Origin of the sequence: Nonlabens dokdonensis DSW-6 (assembly GCF_000332115.1) — a bacterium.
GTDB classification, from domain to species: Bacteria; Bacteroidota; Bacteroidia; order Flavobacteriales; family Flavobacteriaceae; genus Nonlabens; species Nonlabens dokdonensis.
In genome coordinates this window covers 1,200,482-1,214,778 of record NC_020156.1, presented here as the reverse complement: position 1 = coordinate 1,214,778, position 14,297 = coordinate 1,200,482, and the positions used below count along the sequence as shown (strand labels likewise).

Annotated in this window: 14 protein-coding genes; 6 read left to right on the top strand and 8 right to left on the bottom strand. The window is 35.0% G+C overall.

Annotation, left to right across the window (positions count from 1 at the left end; translation table 11 throughout):
* Positions 1-17: 17 nt before the first annotated feature.
* The 6 genes from DDD_RS05305 (at position 18) to DDD_RS05280 (ending at position 4,461) form a co-directional block, all read left to right on the top strand.
* On the top strand, positions 18-455 hold the full coding sequence (locus DDD_RS05305; RefSeq protein WP_015361749.1) for an ATP-dependent zinc protease family protein: 438 nt from the start codon (positions 18-20) through the stop codon (positions 453-455).
* Complete coding sequence (gene rimK / locus DDD_RS05300; RefSeq protein WP_015361748.1) at positions 445-1,323, top strand: 30S ribosomal protein S6--L-glutamate ligase; 879 nt, start codon at positions 445-447, stop codon at positions 1,321-1,323. The genes DDD_RS05305 and rimK overlap by 11 nt, the downstream gene beginning before the upstream one ends.
* Positions 1,316-2,275: a succinylglutamate desuccinylase/aspartoacylase family protein gene (locus tag DDD_RS05295; RefSeq protein WP_041566951.1), complete on the top strand. Its 960-nt coding sequence runs from the start codon at positions 1,316-1,318 to the stop codon at positions 2,273-2,275. The genes rimK and DDD_RS05295 overlap by 8 nt, the downstream gene beginning before the upstream one ends.
* A complete protein-coding gene (locus DDD_RS05290; protein ID WP_015361746.1) occupies positions 2,265-2,834 on the top strand; it encodes a 5-formyltetrahydrofolate cyclo-ligase in 570 nt (189 codons plus the stop codon). The genes DDD_RS05295 and DDD_RS05290 overlap by 11 nt, the downstream gene beginning before the upstream one ends.
* A 123-nt stretch (positions 2,835-2,957) precedes the next feature.
* Entirely contained in the window at positions 2,958-4,058 is a 1,101-nt protein-coding gene (locus DDD_RS05285) for a sensor histidine kinase (RefSeq protein ID WP_015361745.1), read from the top strand.
* Position 4,059: 1 nt separating this feature from the next.
* Complete coding sequence (locus DDD_RS05280) at positions 4,060-4,461, top strand: response regulator (RefSeq protein ID WP_015361744.1); 402 nt, start codon at positions 4,060-4,062, stop codon at positions 4,459-4,461.
* A gap of 81 nt (positions 4,462-4,542) precedes the next feature.
* On the opposite strand, the gene DDD_RS05275 is transcribed toward DDD_RS05280, so the two are convergent.
* The 8 genes from DDD_RS05275 to DDD_RS05240 all read right to left on the bottom strand — a co-directional run bounded on the left by DDD_RS05275 (position 4,543) and on the right by DDD_RS05240 (position 14,297).
* Positions 4,543-5,166, bottom strand: a complete 624-nt coding sequence (locus DDD_RS05275; RefSeq protein ID WP_015361743.1) for a lipoprotein signal peptidase — start codon at positions 5,164-5,166, stop codon at positions 4,543-4,545.
* A gap of 27 nt (positions 5,167-5,193) precedes the next feature.
* Positions 5,194-5,871: a hypothetical protein gene (locus DDD_RS05270; RefSeq protein ID WP_015361742.1), complete on the bottom strand. Its 678-nt coding sequence runs from the start codon at positions 5,869-5,871 to the stop codon at positions 5,194-5,196.
* A 46-nt stretch (positions 5,872-5,917) separates the two neighbouring features.
* The gene (locus DDD_RS05265) at positions 5,918-6,304 is read right to left on the bottom strand and encodes a TraR/DksA family transcriptional regulator (RefSeq protein WP_015361741.1); all 387 of its coding nucleotides are present in this window, start codon (positions 6,302-6,304) and stop codon (positions 5,918-5,920) included.
* A 3-nt stretch (positions 6,305-6,307) separates the two neighbouring features.
* The gene (ileS, locus tag DDD_RS05260; RefSeq protein WP_015361740.1) at positions 6,308-9,715 is read right to left on the bottom strand and encodes an isoleucine--tRNA ligase; all 3,408 of its coding nucleotides are present in this window, start codon (positions 9,713-9,715) and stop codon (positions 6,308-6,310) included.
* Positions 9,716-9,818: 103 nt separating this feature from the next.
* Positions 9,819-12,158 (bottom strand): CARDB domain-containing protein, encoded by a 2,340-nt coding sequence (locus tag DDD_RS05255; RefSeq protein ID WP_015361739.1) that lies wholly within the window; start codon positions 12,156-12,158, stop codon positions 9,819-9,821.
* Between the two features lie 4 nt (positions 12,159-12,162).
* Complete coding sequence (locus tag DDD_RS05250) at positions 12,163-12,639, bottom strand: hypothetical protein (protein ID WP_015361738.1); 477 nt, start codon at positions 12,637-12,639, stop codon at positions 12,163-12,165.
* A gap of 221 nt (positions 12,640-12,860) precedes the next feature.
* The gene (locus tag DDD_RS05245; RefSeq protein WP_015361737.1) at positions 12,861-13,412 is read right to left on the bottom strand and encodes a hypothetical protein; all 552 of its coding nucleotides are present in this window, start codon (positions 13,410-13,412) and stop codon (positions 12,861-12,863) included.
* A gap of 87 nt (positions 13,413-13,499) precedes the next feature.
* Positions 13,500-14,297: a response regulator transcription factor gene (locus tag DDD_RS05240; RefSeq protein ID WP_015361736.1), complete on the bottom strand. Its 798-nt coding sequence runs from the start codon at positions 14,295-14,297 to the stop codon at positions 13,500-13,502.

Genomic DNA, 14,297 nt, shown 5'->3' with positions numbered 1-14,297 from the left:
TATCTTAAATTTAAAAATTGACAAGTCATAAAACTTTAATAGGTCGCACAGATCGTGCAGATTTCCCTAAATTAGAAATTCAAGGCATAGATATTAAAATCGATACAGGTGCTTATACGAGTAGTATACACTGTAAAGATATTGAAGAAACTGATGGTGTCTTATTTGCCACTTTACTAGACGAAGAGCATGAACAGTACCATGGTAAACGCCTAAGCTTTGAAGAATACAAAATTACAAGCGTGCGTAGTAGTAATGGAAGCGTAGATATGCGCTACGAAGTTCAAGGAAATATAAGGTTATTTAACAAGCTATATAAAATCTCCTTAACTTTAAACAATCGCGAGAAAATGAAGTATCCAGTCCTTATAGGGCGCAAATTTCTTTCTTCTAAATTTATCGTAGATCCAGAATTACAAGACGTATCTTATTTACAATCACAAAATGAAAATTAATATATTATCGCGCAGTACTAGCTTATACAGTACACGAAGACTTCTTGAGGAAGCAAAAAAAGCTGGGCATACCGCTCAGGCAATTAATGTTTTATATTGTGATATAAAATTAGAAAAGCAAAAACCTACTGTTTATTATCACGGTGAGCGACTGGTCACTCCAGATGCTATTATCCCTCGTATAGGTTCCAGTATTACCTTTTACGGTACTGCAATTGTACGACAGTTTGAAATGATGAGTTGTTTCACAACAGTAAGTTCTACAGCCTTAGTAAGAAGTAGGGATAAATTGCAAAGTTTGCAATTGCTATCTAGAAGCGGTGTAGACATGCCTAAAACCGTTTTTACAAATTTTGGAGAGCATACTGACGACATTTGCAAACTTGTTGATGGGCCACCAGTAGTAATAAAAGTTCTTGAAGGAACACAAGGTATAGGTGTTAATCTAGCAGAAACTATTGAAGCGGCAGATGTAATCATTGATGCAAATAATGAGCTGAAAACGCGAGTTATTATTCAAGAGTTTATAAAAGAGGCCGGTGGTGCAGACTTAAGAGCTTTTGTCGTAGGTAATAAAGTGGTAGGAGCTATGAAGAGACAAGCTCAGGAAGGAGAATTTAGATCTAACCTGCATCGTGGTGGTACGGCAAAAAATATTGTACTTACTAAACGAGAGGAAGATACTGCGCTGAGTGCGGCAAAATCTTTAGGATTAGGAGTTTGTGGGGTAGATTTATTGCAAAGTAGTCGAGGCCCGCTAGTTCTAGAAGTAAACAGTTCACCAGGTCTAGAAGGAATTGAAACTGCAACTGGTAAAAATATCGCAGGTGAAATTATCAAATACATTGAAAAAGGAGTTCATGCTTAGAAAGCTGAAAATATTTGATACGATAATTGAGCCTGGCAAAAACTATAAGCTCAATTTCAATATGGCTAAACTCTACACGTCTACAAGTGTTGAGGTGCCTGTTATTATTTCTAGGAGTAAAAAGGCTGGTCCAGTTGTTTTAATTACCGGTGGAATTCATGGGGATGAAATAAATGGTATTGAAGTAGTTAGACAGCTCATATCTAAAAAAATAAATAAGCCTAAAATAGGAACGATAATAGCTATTCCAGTTTTAAATATTTTTGGTTTTTTAAGTGGGACAAGAGAGTTTCCTGATGGCAGAGATCTAAATAGAGTATTTCCAGGTGTAAAATCTGGATCGCTGGCTAGTAGGTTTGCGTATCAAATTTCTCAGGAAATACTTCCGCATGTAGATTTAGTTTTAGATTTTCATACTGGTGGCGCACAACGATTCAATGCACCTCACATAAGAATCTCACAGTTAGAAATAGAATCGTGGAACCTTGCAAAAATCTTTAATGCTCCTTTCTTAATGCATGGTAAAAATGTCAAGAAAACCTTTAGAGCGACATGCTCAGACCTAGGCAAACCATACCTTTTATTTGAAGGAGGAATGTCTAACAGAAGTGATAAGAATGTTGTGGCTACTGCCGTAAATGGCGCTATTAGAGTTTTAGATCATTTAAAGATGTTACCAGATCAAATAAAAGTTCCTCAAATTACTGAAGAGTCTGTAATCATTACTGATTCTAAATGGGTAAGAGCAAAATATTCTGGCTTACTTCACCCTAAAGTTGCTTATGGTAAAAAGGTCGAAAAAAACGAATTTATAGCTACTATTACAGATCCGTATGGTGAATTGCGATACAAGGTAAAATCTCCACACGCTGGTTATGTACTTAATGTCAATTATAGTCCGCTGGTATATCAAGGCGACGCTATCTTCCATATCTCAAGAAATGAAGCCTAAGGCAGTACTTAGAAAAGAGTTTTTACAACTGAGAAGTACTCTGACTGAAGAAGAAATAGAGACTTTTAGTCATCAAATTGCAAACCATTCTTTAAAATTAGACATCTGGGATAAGTCTACCTATCATATCTTTTTACCTATAAGGAAAAAGAATGAAGTAAATACAGAATTTGTATTGCACATATTGCAAGGTAAAGACAAAAACATAGTGGTTTCTAAGTCAAATTTTGAAGATGGTTCCATGTTTCATTATTTACTTACAGATCAAACAATCCTTAAAGAAAACGAGTACGGCATTCCAGAACCAGATGAACATAGTATTGAGATCAAAGAATCTAAAATAGATGTAGTATTTGTTCCTTTGCTTGCTGCAGATCGATTGGGCAATCGTTTAGGTTATGGAAAAGGCTTTTACGATAGGTTTTTAAGTAATTGCAAACCTGATGTAATTAAAATTGGACTTTCTTTTTTTGAACCCACATCTTTTATAATAGAACATGATGAGCATGATGTTAAATTAGACTTTCTCATCCATACAAAAGGTGTTGTTTCTTTTTAAATTAATCAAAAGTTAAAGTTCTGCAGTTTTTATTATTAAATGTCCTAAGTAATTTATTATTTTCACAAACAATAGTATTTACCCTATAAATACTATTAATATGTAAACGTTTTCCCCTAAACGATGAAAATAACCCCAAAAGAAAACTTGCAGCTTCAACTGCAGGACAAAGACTTTTTCTTACAAGAAACTGCTAGAACAACTCAAACAGGTTCCTACAGCTATAACGTACAAACAGGTCTTTGCTACATGGATGCTATAGGTAGAAAGGTGCTCAACCTTCCAGATAATTATAAGCTTACAGCTAGATCATCTTTAAACTTATTTGTTCATCCTCGTGAGACCATTAATAGATTCTATAACTTCATTAACGGTGCAAATTTTGAAAGTGATTTAGAATTACAAGATTATAATGGCAATAAACTTTGGGTAAGGATCTCTGCTAAGCTAGTCAAGGATGAGGAGAGTCAGGAGATAGTAGGAATAAGAGGTGTGTTCGTAAGCATAGATCGTTTTATCAAACAAGGAAAAGAATTAGAAAAGAAAGCTCAAGTAATTGAATCACAAAATGATCGATTGATACATTTTGCTCATATCATTTCTCACAATTTAAGGTCGCACAGTAGCAATCTTGAACTTACTCTAGAGGCTTTTTCAAACGAAATAAACGATTCAGGCAACACGGTATTTAAAAGCTACCTAACAGAGATTTCTTCGAGTTTAAATCAAACTTTAGAGCACCTTAATGAGGTGGTGACTATAAATACTCAGCATAGAAATAAAGAGATTGTCGATATAAGAGAGGTTTTTGAATCTGTTATAAGTGATAATGAACAGTTGGTTAGTTCAGTAGATTGTTCTATTAACTATAATTTTGCTAGGTTACCACGCATCAATTATGTGCCATCCTTTTTAAGTAGTATTTTGAACAACTTACTGTCTAATTCCATTCGGTATAGAGAGCCGTCCAGACCTCTCGTAATTAATGTTACTTCTAAACGCAAAGGGAATAAAGAGCTTTTGATTTTTGAAGATAATGGTATCGGAATTGACCTTATTAAAAACGGCGATAAAATATTCAATATGTACCGTACTTTTCATACAAATAAAGATGCGAGAGGAGTAGGCTTATTTTTGGCAAAAAACCAAGTAGAGTCATTAGAAGGTGATATTTTTGTAAAAAGTACTTTAGGAGAAGGAAGTCGCTTTACAATTAGATTCTAGAATGAACAACAACTTGATTAAGAACGCCTGTGTGATTGATGATGATAAGCTATACGTGAGTCTTGTCCAAATGCTTATTACTAAAAATAAAATTCCAGTAGAGTTATTAATTTTTGAAAATGGTAAGCTAGCATTTGATTATTTTCAATCAGAATTAAAAAAAGATAATCCTAAAGTACCAGAAGTTATACTATTAGACCTAAACATGCCTGTAATGGATGGTTGGGAATTTCTAGAAGTTATTGAGCCTTATATGCCTGCTATGAATACAAAGCTAAATGTTGTAAGCTCTACAATCAATCCAGCAGAGGTGAAAAAGGTTAAGAAATTAGATTTTGTACATTCCTTCATGACAAAACCTATCAACAAAGAGGCAATTCTTACAGCCTTTTCTAAGGAATAAAATTAAATATGATGCACTAGAACTCTAGGTCCAATATTTTTTAAGTTATTAATCTATTTGCTTATTCAATTTCGATCCCTATTAAGATTTCTTAGGCTCGGGAAAAGCCTTTTTACTGAAAAGTATAAGTAAAATCACTCCTATTGTAATGGCACTGTCTGCTACATTAAAAATTGCATTAAAGAACTTAAATCTATCGCCACCTACTACAGGCATCCATTCTGGCCAATTACCTTCAAATAAAGGAAAATATAACATATCTACCACATGACCGTAACCCAATCCAGCATAACCGCCAGATTCTGGAAATGCAGTGGCTATAGCACCATGGTAACTACCAGAGAAGATCACACCGTAAAATACCGAATCAATTATATTTCCTAAGGCGCCAGCAAAAATAAGGGAGATACAAATGATCAATATTCTATGACCATTTTTTTTAATGCTGCTTACTAGCCAGTATCCTATACCAAAAACCGCAAATATTCTGAAAATCACGAGAATTAATTTCCCATAATCACCAGGTATTTCCATTCCCCATGCTGCGCCTGCATTTTCATAAAAAAGCAATTGAAACTTACCCCAATCTACAATAGGATCACTATTGCTAGGTGTTAATGTATAATTAAGTTTAATGTAAATCTTACTAGCCTGATCTATAAGTAAGACAAGAACTATAATAAAAATGGCTTTAGATAATTTCATTAATCGTTTTTGAGGAGTGTAAAAATACTACTTCTTAGTCTTTTTTAATTTACTTATGTTACCAGATACCGTTTCTAATACAGCAAAATACTTAATAATTCTAGGTTTTTCAAAGGACGTCACTTTTCCGTTTCTAGAGCTACAGCTTATATCGTAATTTTTAAGCTGGACAAAAAGATCAGCATATACAGATATGTAACGTAAATTACCTTCTAATCGCGCTATTTTACAGGTGCCAGACAGCTGATTTATATAAACATCGGCATAATTTCCTGTAATAGAAATATCAGCAGCATTGGTATTGATTACTATCTTTTTATTTTCTGGAATTAGTAATGTGGCAGACCCATCAATGATCTTATGCGCACTTAATTTATCTTCAGGAAAAGAGAAAGAAGGGTTAATTGGATCTCTCACAATTAAGGAGTCGTTGCGCACTTGCCCAGATAATATAACCGCGTTTTTGTATTCTCCATCTTGACTTGTGATTATTCTCACTCGCTCTTCGTTGGTAGTTTTTATATCCAGTTTTAAATATTGAAAAACATTTATATCTACCACCTTAAACTCACTTTGCATAAGTTGAGTTTCATTTTTTATGGAAGAAGGTTGTTGGGCATCCGCTTTCGCGAAAGCGAGAAAATAAAAAACTGCAAAAGCACAAAAAAACCTTTGTAGTGTAGAACAGTCTATAAGCTTATTCATAATACAAAGGTTAAGTAGCATAACATCAAAGGAGATGCTATTGCGATTACTGCATGTTTTTTGCTTCGATACTCAATGTTGCGTGAGGCACTAGTTCTAATCTTTTCTTGTTGATTAATTTTCCAGTAACTCTACAAACGCCGTAAGATTTGTTCTCAATTCTTATCAATGCGTTTTTAAGATCGCGTATAAACTTTTCTTGACGTATAGCGAGCTGTGAGCTGGTTTCTTTGCTCATAACAGCGCTTCCTTCATCAAAAGCTTTAAATTGTGGAGCGGTATCGTCAGTTCCATTGCTTGCATTATTCATGTAAGCACTTTTGATTAATTCATATTGTTCCTGCGCTTCATTAATTTTTTTATTCAATAACTCTTTGAAATAAGCCAGGTCAGCATCGCTGTATCTTAATTTTTCATCTGCGTTTGTACTCATGTTTTATATTTTAGTAATCTTGATAGTGGTTGCAATATCGTCAAATTCAATTATCGTACCGTTATCAATATGTTTTGTTATGTTTAAGTGATCAGCAAGCGTTTCATCTTTGATATATTGTTCGTTTGCCATGAGAGCATCATCCATCTCATTATGAGAAATGATCTCAATAGTAATACGATCTGTTACCTCGAGTCCGGAGTCTTTTCTTATGTTTTGAATACGATTCACAAGTTCACGTGAAATCCCTTCCTTCTTAAGCTCTGGAGATATTGTTACATCGAGTGCTACAGTAATACCTGACTGATTTGCTACTAACCATCCTTCTATGTCTGATGATGTAATTTCTACATCTTCAAGGGTCAAGATAATCTCATTTCCGTTTACATCTATCTTTTTCTCGCCTGTTTTTTCTAACAAAGCAATGTCCTCTTGTTGAAAACTTTTGATCTTACCGGCGATCTGCCCCATAGCTTTACCAAAACGTGGTCCTAAAGCTTTAAAATTAGGCTTGATTTCTTTTACTAATATTCCGCTAGCGTCATCGATAAGTTCGATCTCTTTTACGTTTACTTCACTTTTTACAAGATCTGCAATAGCCTCAATTTGTGCTTTATCACCAGCATCCAAAACTGGGATCATAATGCGCTGTAACGGCTGGCGCACTTTAATACTTTCCTTTTTACGTAACGATAAAGTTAGACTAGATATTACCTGTGCTTTGTGCATTTTCTCTTCTAAAGCAGCATCAATTACAGACTCATCAACTTTAGGGAATAAGGCTAAATGTACACTTTCAATAGCATCATTTTCACAAACGCTTGTCAAATCCCTGTACAATTGATCCATGAAGAATGGCGCAATAGGCGCTCCTAATTGTGCCACTGTTTTTAAGCAAGTATATAAGGTTTGGTAAGCAGCAATTTTATCTTGCTCGTAGCTTCCTTTCCAAAAACGTCTTCTACACAATCTCACGTACCAGTTACTTAAGTTCTCTGTTACAAAAGTGGTGATGGTACGAGCTGCTTTAGTAGGCTCATAATCTTCATAGAATGCCGTTGCTTCCTTGATCAATGTGTTTAGCTCTGATAGAATCCAACGGTCTATTTCTGGTCTTTCTGTTAGCGGTATCTCGCTTTCGCGAAAGCTAAACCCATCAACATTTGCATACAAAGCAAAGAAACTGTAAGTGTTATAAAGTGTACCAAAAAACTTGCGCTGCACCTCAGTAATTCCATCTGTATCAAAACGCAGGTTATCCCAAGGATTTGCATTGCTTACCATGTACCATCGCGTAGCATCGGCACCAAATTTCCCTAGGGTTTCAAATGGATCTACACCATTTCCAAGACGTTTGGACATTTTTTGCCCATTTTTATCGAGCACTAGACCATTAGAAACTACGTTTTTGTAAGCCACATCATCACTTATCATGGTAGCGATAGCGTGAAGTGTATAGAACCATCCACGAGTTTGATCCACACCTTCGGCGATGAAATCTGCTTTGCGCAGGCCGCTTTCTACTGCTTCTTTATTTTCAAATGGATAGTGCCATTGGGAATAAGGCATAGAACCTGAGTCAAACCATACGTCTATCAAATCTGCCTCACGAGTAAGTTTCTCTCCCGATTTACCTACAAGATGAATCTGATCCACGACATTTTTATGAAGATCTACGATATTATAGTTTTCTTCACTCATGTCGCCAGCCTTAAATCCAGCAAAAGGATTAGAAGTCATGAATCCGGCTGTGATCGATTTCTCGATTTCGGCAGTGAGTTCTTCTATAGAACCGATGATCATTTCTTCAGTTCCAGTTTCATTTCTCCAAATAGGAAGTGGGATTCCCCAAAACCTTGAACGCGATAAGTTCCAGTCATTTGCATTTGCCAGCCAGTTACCAAATCTTCCTTCTCCAGTAGATTTAGGTTTCCAGTTGATGGACTTGTTGAGTTCATGCATGCGATCTTTAAATTCGGTCACTTTTATAAACCAACTATCTAGCGGATAGTACAGTACGGGCTTATCAGTTCTCCAACAGTGCGGATAACTGTGTACATATTTCTCTACTTTAAAAGCACGATTTTGCTCTTTTAAAGCAATGGCGATATCTACATCTACAGAGCGTTCTGGCGCTTCACCATCAACAAAGTATTCGTTTTTTACATATTTACCACCTACATCAGGCAACTCATCTCTAAATTTTCCTTGCAGGTTGACCAGTGGCACTGGATTTTGATTTTCGTCCAGCACCAGCATTGGTGGAATAGGTGGTGTGGCTTGTTTTGCCACCAGTGCATCATCTGCCCCAAAAGTAGGTGCCGTGTGTACGATTCCAGTACCATCTTCAGTGGTTACAAAATCTCCAGCAATCACTCGGTAAGCATCTTGTGCATTTTCGAAGGGTTGAGCATACTGTAATAATTGCTCGTATTTTATATTGATAAGATCAGCCCCTTTGCAAGAACCTATTACCTGATAAGGTATTTTTTTATCGCCTAGTTGATATTCTTGTTTCGCTTTCGCGAAAGCGTCACCTTCCAAAGCCTCATATTTTTTACCGAACTGATAGCTTACCAATTTCTCAGCAAGAATGACTTGCATCGGCTCGCCAGTGTATTGATTAAAAGTCTCTACGAGAACGTAATCGATTTTAGGACCTACGGTAAGTGCCGTGTTAGATGGTAATGTCCATGGAGTAGTGGTCCAAGCTAGGAAAAATACTTCTCCACTCGTTTCAAAAGGTAATTTTGAAGGATCTTCTACTTTAAATTGAGCGGTAACCGTAGTGTCGGTCACATCTTTATAACAGCCAGGTTGGTTCAGCTCGTGTGAGCTCAAACCGGTTCCTGCCGCTGGAGAATACGGCTGGATGGTGTAACCTTTATAAAGCAAATCTTTAGAATAGATTTGTTTCAATAACCACCAAACACTTTCCATGTATTTAGGCTTGTAGGTAATGTATGGATCTTCCATATCTACCCAATAACCCATGTCATCAGTAAGCTTGCTCCAGATATCGGTATATTTCAACACGGCATCTTTACACGCTTGATTGTAATCTTCTACAGATATTTTAGTGCCAATATCTTCCTTGGTAATTCCAAGTGCTTTTTCTACACCTAATTCCACAGGAAGACCGTGCGTGTCCCATCCTGCTTTACGGTTGACTTGAAAACCTTGCTGGGTTTTAAAACGACAGAATAAATCTTTGATCGTTCTTCCCATAACATGGTGAATACCAGGCAATCCGTTTGCAGACGGTGGTCCTTCAAAGAAAATAAAAGGCTCATTTCCTTCACGAGTCGTCATGGACTTGTTAAAAATGTCGTTCTCTTGCCAAAAAGCTTTGATGCGTTCATCTACTTCTGGAAGGTTCAATCCTTTGTATTCGTTGAATTTATTACTCATTGCACTAGTGTTTTAAAGCTGGCAAAAGTACGGAAAAGGTGTGAAAAAAGCGCTGATTGGGTTCAGCGCTTTTTAGTGGTTTAAGTGGAAATTAATTTTTGAATTATTTTTTTATAATTCTGAAAGTATTAATTGCTCCGTTTTGTCCAAGAAGTTTGATTAAGTAAACTCCTTTTACTACTGAACTGATATCAATTGATTGTGATTGGCTGTTAGAGATATCATCTTGCATAATTAATTGACCAGCTAAATTGAAAAGTTGATAGCTTTTCAGTTGATTTCCACTTTCCACTTTTAAAATTCCAGTTGTTGGATTTGGGTAGATGACAATTTTATTTTGTTCTATCTCTTCGTTACTTAGTGTATTGTCAACTGTTATTTGAATACATTGTACGTTGTTAAATTCATCGCTTTCATATAACTCATCATCTGCATCTGCGTAAAAAAGGATTAAATAATTACCATCTGGAGTACCTTGTGGAATAGTAATGGTTTCATTTTCATCTGCAAAAGGATCATCGCTTCCTATTTGAGCAGACGGATCTTCTAACAGCACGTCAGAAGTATCAATTATACAATCGCTGGATAAGTAGATGTTTAAATCAAAAGCAGGAAGGTAGGTGTCAAGAGTATTTCCTGTATAATTAATCCTAGCCAATGCGGTTATATCTGTTCCGCTAGCCATTGTTGTTGAACTGAGCGATAAATTAGTTAAGAAAATATCCTCTGTAGGTGGATTATTAGTTACAGTAATAACTACACAGTCCACATTATTGCTTTCATTTCCTTCAACTAAATCATTGTCTGCATCTGCATAAAAAAGTAAATTGTATTGTCCGGCTGGTGTACCGACAGGTATTTGAACATCTATACTTTCAGGGTCATTTGGATCATCGCTACCTATAGTTGAAGTATCGTCACCTAAATAAATATCATTATTATTTACTAAACAATCGGCGGATAAAATATACTCTAGTTTAAAATTTGGTAAATTACTATCTAACTGTGATCCATTATAATTCATTACAGTAGATGCTTCAAAGTACTGGCCTTCGTTTAAAGTATTTGAGCTTACAGAGGAATTAGTCAAGAAAATATCCTCACCACCTTGCATTCCAGATACAGTTAACTGTATACATCGAATGTTATTATTTTCATCATTTTCTGATAACTCTTCATCAGAATCGGCATAGAATAAAATGAAATATGTTCCAGAAGGAGTTCCACTAGGTATAGTCAATACTGCACTTTCATCATCATCTGGGTCATCACTCGCAATGGACGAAACATCATCGTCTAATAAAATGTCATTATTGTCAAGATTACAATCTGTAGAAAGATAATATTCTAAATCAAAATTCGGCAAAGCAGCTAAATTTTGATTTCCTGTATAATTCATTGTTACCTGAGCTGTGACGTCATTACCAGGCGAAATGGTCAATGGATTGACGGATAAATTAGTTAGGAAAATATCTTCATTATTTTGCGTTCCCGTAACGTTTACTTGAATGCAGAAGCTATTATTTGCTGTATTTACCTCGTTAACATCAGCATCAATGAATACACAATAGTTATAAGAACCAGCTGAGGTAAATGTATAGTTGTTTTCACTTTCTATATGTGTTGCATTAGGAGCTAAACTAGAATGAGTATCATCATCGATAAATTGTCCGTCAATTTCATAATCCCATGATAGACTGTTAGCGGTTACAGTCCCTACGTTTTTAATTTCGACAAATAGATCAACGCTTTGACCTACTTGGGGATTTGATGGAACTGTATACATGTTCTCGATCACCAGATCAGAGTTGTTGGTAGAACTATTAAAACATGGATCGTTACTAACATTAGTTCTTATAGATGGAAGTAAATTATATAAATTATTACCTGGGCAAACAGTGCTACCTCCATCTCTGTGTCCAGATATGTGATTTAAAACGAGTCCTGAAGCATTATGTAAACTTGAACCATTAATACTAATGTTTTTATCATCTGATTCCCAGGCTAGAAGGTCTTGTAAAGAGTTTAAGGCAGCGGAGCTAGGTTGTTCTAATCCAAAATTTCCAATTAGCGCAATTCCAGTTGTGCCTGTGTTTTGACCACTAAAATGAGCGCCTAAAATACCGTCACCTCTTCCTTCGTAGATAATTCCGTTTCTGTCTATCAGCCAATTATAACCTATATCTGACCATCCATTTGTATTAACATGAAGATCCCAATAAAACCTTACAACTTGAGCAAAGTCAGTTGTAGGAGGGAAGACCGTAGCGTCTCCTGTGTGATGAATAATTACATGAGTTGGACTTGTAAATGTGGGGTTATTTTGAGTTGGATGTGTATTTGACGGATCCCAGCATGGTCTGTTACAAAAATTAGGTTGAGGACAATTTGCTGCACAAATATTTATTATCAAAAAGATGATTATTAGTAGTATTTTTTTCATAACATTATTTTAAAAATTTGAAAACACGAAAGATTACTGGATTAGATATTGGTTTACTAGATTTAAATTCAATTTTGCTAACATGATTAGTTAAGGAATTCGGAGAAAATACTTTCCTGTTAGGATTTTTGACTTCATGATTTATCTTAAAGTAACTCCATTCTGACCAAACATCGTCCTCAAGTGTCCTGAAGGATACTTCATACTCACTTGTGTCCAGTGAATAGGCAGAAATCATCGCACCCGTTGTATTTGTTAGATTTATCTTTCTTGTTATTCGTGAGTCATTATCCGTTTCAATTGCATTCTTAAATACCAAAGAGTATTCAACAACTTCATCTTTGTTATCGTTTAGTATTATTCGTTTTTCTTTAATAGTCTTAGAAGTATTAGAACTTAATTCTGTTTTATCTGGCTTTTTGCAGCTATTTAGGATTAGTGCAACCGAAACGACAAATAAAACTTTTAAATGTATTTTCATTTTTAAATTTTTTTTAAGATTAAACTTTGTTATGGGATTTTATTTGTTGAAGTCTATTTTTGAAGAGTACTATTAATAAATGATTCTAAATTCATAGAGTTAGATGAAATTAGAACTGATGCTGAATTTTTAGGCAAGATTTTTTAAAGACGGATAGATTAACGTTTACCATGTTTTGTTAAATTATGAAGAAGCCAATAAGTTTATTCTTAAAACAAACCCTATTCTACTACAGTAAAGAAATTACCATCATAAGTTTCTTCAGTTCCTACAAAGAATGCATACTCACCAGGTTCAAGGTTACTTACTTTTATAAGATATGATGTCTCACCATATTTGGATCCTTTGAATTTTATTCCTTCAACCACATTAGTTTCAGTCTGACCTGAGACATTACTTGAACTAGCGATAAGATATTCTCTAGTTTTTTTTCGTTGTTCAAACTTTAAAAGTTGTGCGACTTTATCTGGTCTCAAGTTATTAGATCCGTGGTTGTAAATAAAATAGATTATTTCATCCTTTTGTATAACTGTAGTGGATGTTTTTCCTTTTGCGACTACTCTTGCTTTTACTTTACCTATTCCAGATAACATTCTTCCAACTGATTGACCAGACTTCATTGATGTGGTAACCATCTCTAATTCAACTAATTCCTTACCATCTTTTACAAAAGAAATCTCGCCTTCAAAGTCAGGTTCTGGTGCAACAATATCATTTTGGGCAAGTGTAAAATATGATGATAAAAGGACTAGAGTTAAGAATAAATTTTTCATAGTGATTAAATTGTTTTCCACAAATATGAAATCACTTAAGTCTTAAAAAAATTAATAATGAAAATTCACCTTTTTTGAATGAAAATATTAACCATAGAAATGCTCTAATCTCTTATTCACCTCTTTCTTATAAGTTGCGCTAATGAAAAACTCCGTTTTCTCAACTTTAATTCTTGATCCGTTAATGCGTGCGACGTTCACTTCATTACTGATGTTAATAATATAGCTTTCATTAATACGTATAAAGTGATAAGGAAGCTTACGCGAAAGCGAACTCAAACTTTCTCTTAAGAAATAGTACTCGCCACTTCTAGTCATGAACCAGCAGTAGTTTTTTTCTACAGCTTCAAATTCATCATTTTGATTCCTAAATGGTTTTGTAGAGAAGTAAAGAATATCTTCATAGTTAATCTTTACTCGTGATATGGTGTCTTTTCCCATGTTCTTAATCTCGTCAAGATAGCCCACAAGACCGATAATACCTTTTTTAAAATCATTCCTATCATTCTTATTTTTATGAATTACGGTATTAATAGCCCTAGTGATGTCCTCGATGTTCAGTCTAGGTTTAGTCTTTACTAAGTAATTCTCGTGATTGGTATGTAATCCTTTTGAAAATGTGATATCATCATCTAGACTGGTCACGTAGATAAAGGGAATTTGATACTGTTTATTTAACGTTTCACCTAGGTCAATACCGTCTTTTTTTCCTTCTAAATTTATATCTAGTAAAACAACATCTGGTCGCTCTTTTGTAATGCGTTCTATGGCATCATCATAGGATTTAGTGTATTGATCTACACTAAAATTTTGTTTTACCAGTGCTCGACGTAGTCTTTCATATAGAGCAGCTTCGTCCTCAACAATAAGTACATGTGTTTTCAT

What these genes read in the sequence shown, in the direction of transcription:
- ileS (WP_015361740.1), bottom strand. Translation starts at nt 9,715, where the DNA reads ATGAGTAATAAATTCAACGAATACAAAGGATTGAACCTTCCAGAAGTA.
- DDD_RS05240 (WP_015361736.1), bottom strand. Translation starts at nt 14,297, where the DNA reads ATGAAAACACATGTACTTATTGTTGAGGACGAAGCTGCTCTATATGAA.
- DDD_RS05280 (WP_015361744.1), top strand. Translation starts at nt 4,060, where the DNA reads ATGAACAACAACTTGATTAAGAACGCCTGTGTGATTGATGATGATAAG.
- DDD_RS05295 (WP_041566951.1), top strand. Translation starts at nt 1,316, where the DNA reads ATGCTTAGAAAGCTGAAAATATTTGATACGATAATTGAGCCTGGCAAA.
- DDD_RS05275 (WP_015361743.1), bottom strand. Translation starts at nt 5,166, where the DNA reads ATGAAATTATCTAAAGCCATTTTTATTATAGTTCTTGTCTTACTTATA.
- DDD_RS05255 (WP_015361739.1), bottom strand. Translation starts at nt 12,158, where the DNA reads ATGAAAAAAATACTACTAATAATCATCTTTTTGATAATAAATATTTGT.
- DDD_RS05290 (WP_015361746.1), top strand. Translation starts at nt 2,265, where the DNA reads ATGAAGCCTAAGGCAGTACTTAGAAAAGAGTTTTTACAACTGAGAAGT.
- DDD_RS05265 (WP_015361741.1), bottom strand. Translation starts at nt 6,304, where the DNA reads ATGAGTACAAACGCAGATGAAAAATTAAGATACAGCGATGCTGACCTG.
- DDD_RS05245 (WP_015361737.1), bottom strand. Translation starts at nt 13,412, where the DNA reads ATGAAAAATTTATTCTTAACTCTAGTCCTTTTATCATCATATTTTACA.
- DDD_RS05270 (WP_015361742.1), bottom strand. Translation starts at nt 5,871, where the DNA reads ATGAATAAGCTTATAGACTGTTCTACACTACAAAGGTTTTTTTGTGCT.
- rimK (WP_015361748.1), top strand. Translation starts at nt 445, where the DNA reads ATGAAAATTAATATATTATCGCGCAGTACTAGCTTATACAGTACACGA.
- DDD_RS05250 (WP_015361738.1), bottom strand. Translation starts at nt 12,639, where the DNA reads ATGAAAATACATTTAAAAGTTTTATTTGTCGTTTCGGTTGCACTAATC.
- DDD_RS05285 (WP_015361745.1), top strand. Translation starts at nt 2,958, where the DNA reads ATGAAAATAACCCCAAAAGAAAACTTGCAGCTTCAACTGCAGGACAAA.